1 protein-coding gene is annotated in these 426 nt (G+C 77.2%); it reads left to right on the plus strand.

Translation table 11 applies throughout. The features are described 5' to 3' along the window. Positions 1-426 (plus strand): TRCF domain-containing protein (locus ACLBYB_RS32785; RefSeq protein WP_447701378.1); only part of this gene is annotated, 426 nt, incomplete at both ends.

Consider the following 426-nt stretch of genomic DNA (forward strand, 5'->3'; position numbering starts at 1 on the left):
CGGCGCTGCAGCGCCTGCGCGCCCTGGAGGCCCTCGACCGCCTCGGCGCCGGCTTCGCGGTCAGCGCCCGGGACCTCGACCTGCGCGGCGCCGGCGACCTCGTCGGCGGGGATCAGGCGGGGCACGCCAAGCTCGTCGGGCTCGGCCTCTATCAGCACCTGCTGCAGCTGGCGCTCACCGCCGCCAAGGGGGAGCGCGCCGAGGACTGGAGCCCCGAGATCGAGCTCGGCCTGCCGAGCCGGACCCCCGAGGACTACGTTCCGGAGCCCGAGATCCGCCTCAGCCTCTACACGCGCCTGCTGCGCCCCCGCGAGCCCGAGGCGATCGAGGCGCTCGCCGGCGAGGTCGAGGACCGCTTCGGCGCGGCCCCCGCGCCAGTGCTCGCGCTGTTCGACCTCGCGCGGCTGCGCGCGTCCTGCTGCGCGC

It is taken from the genome of Methylobacterium sp. D54C (genome assembly GCF_053345595.1).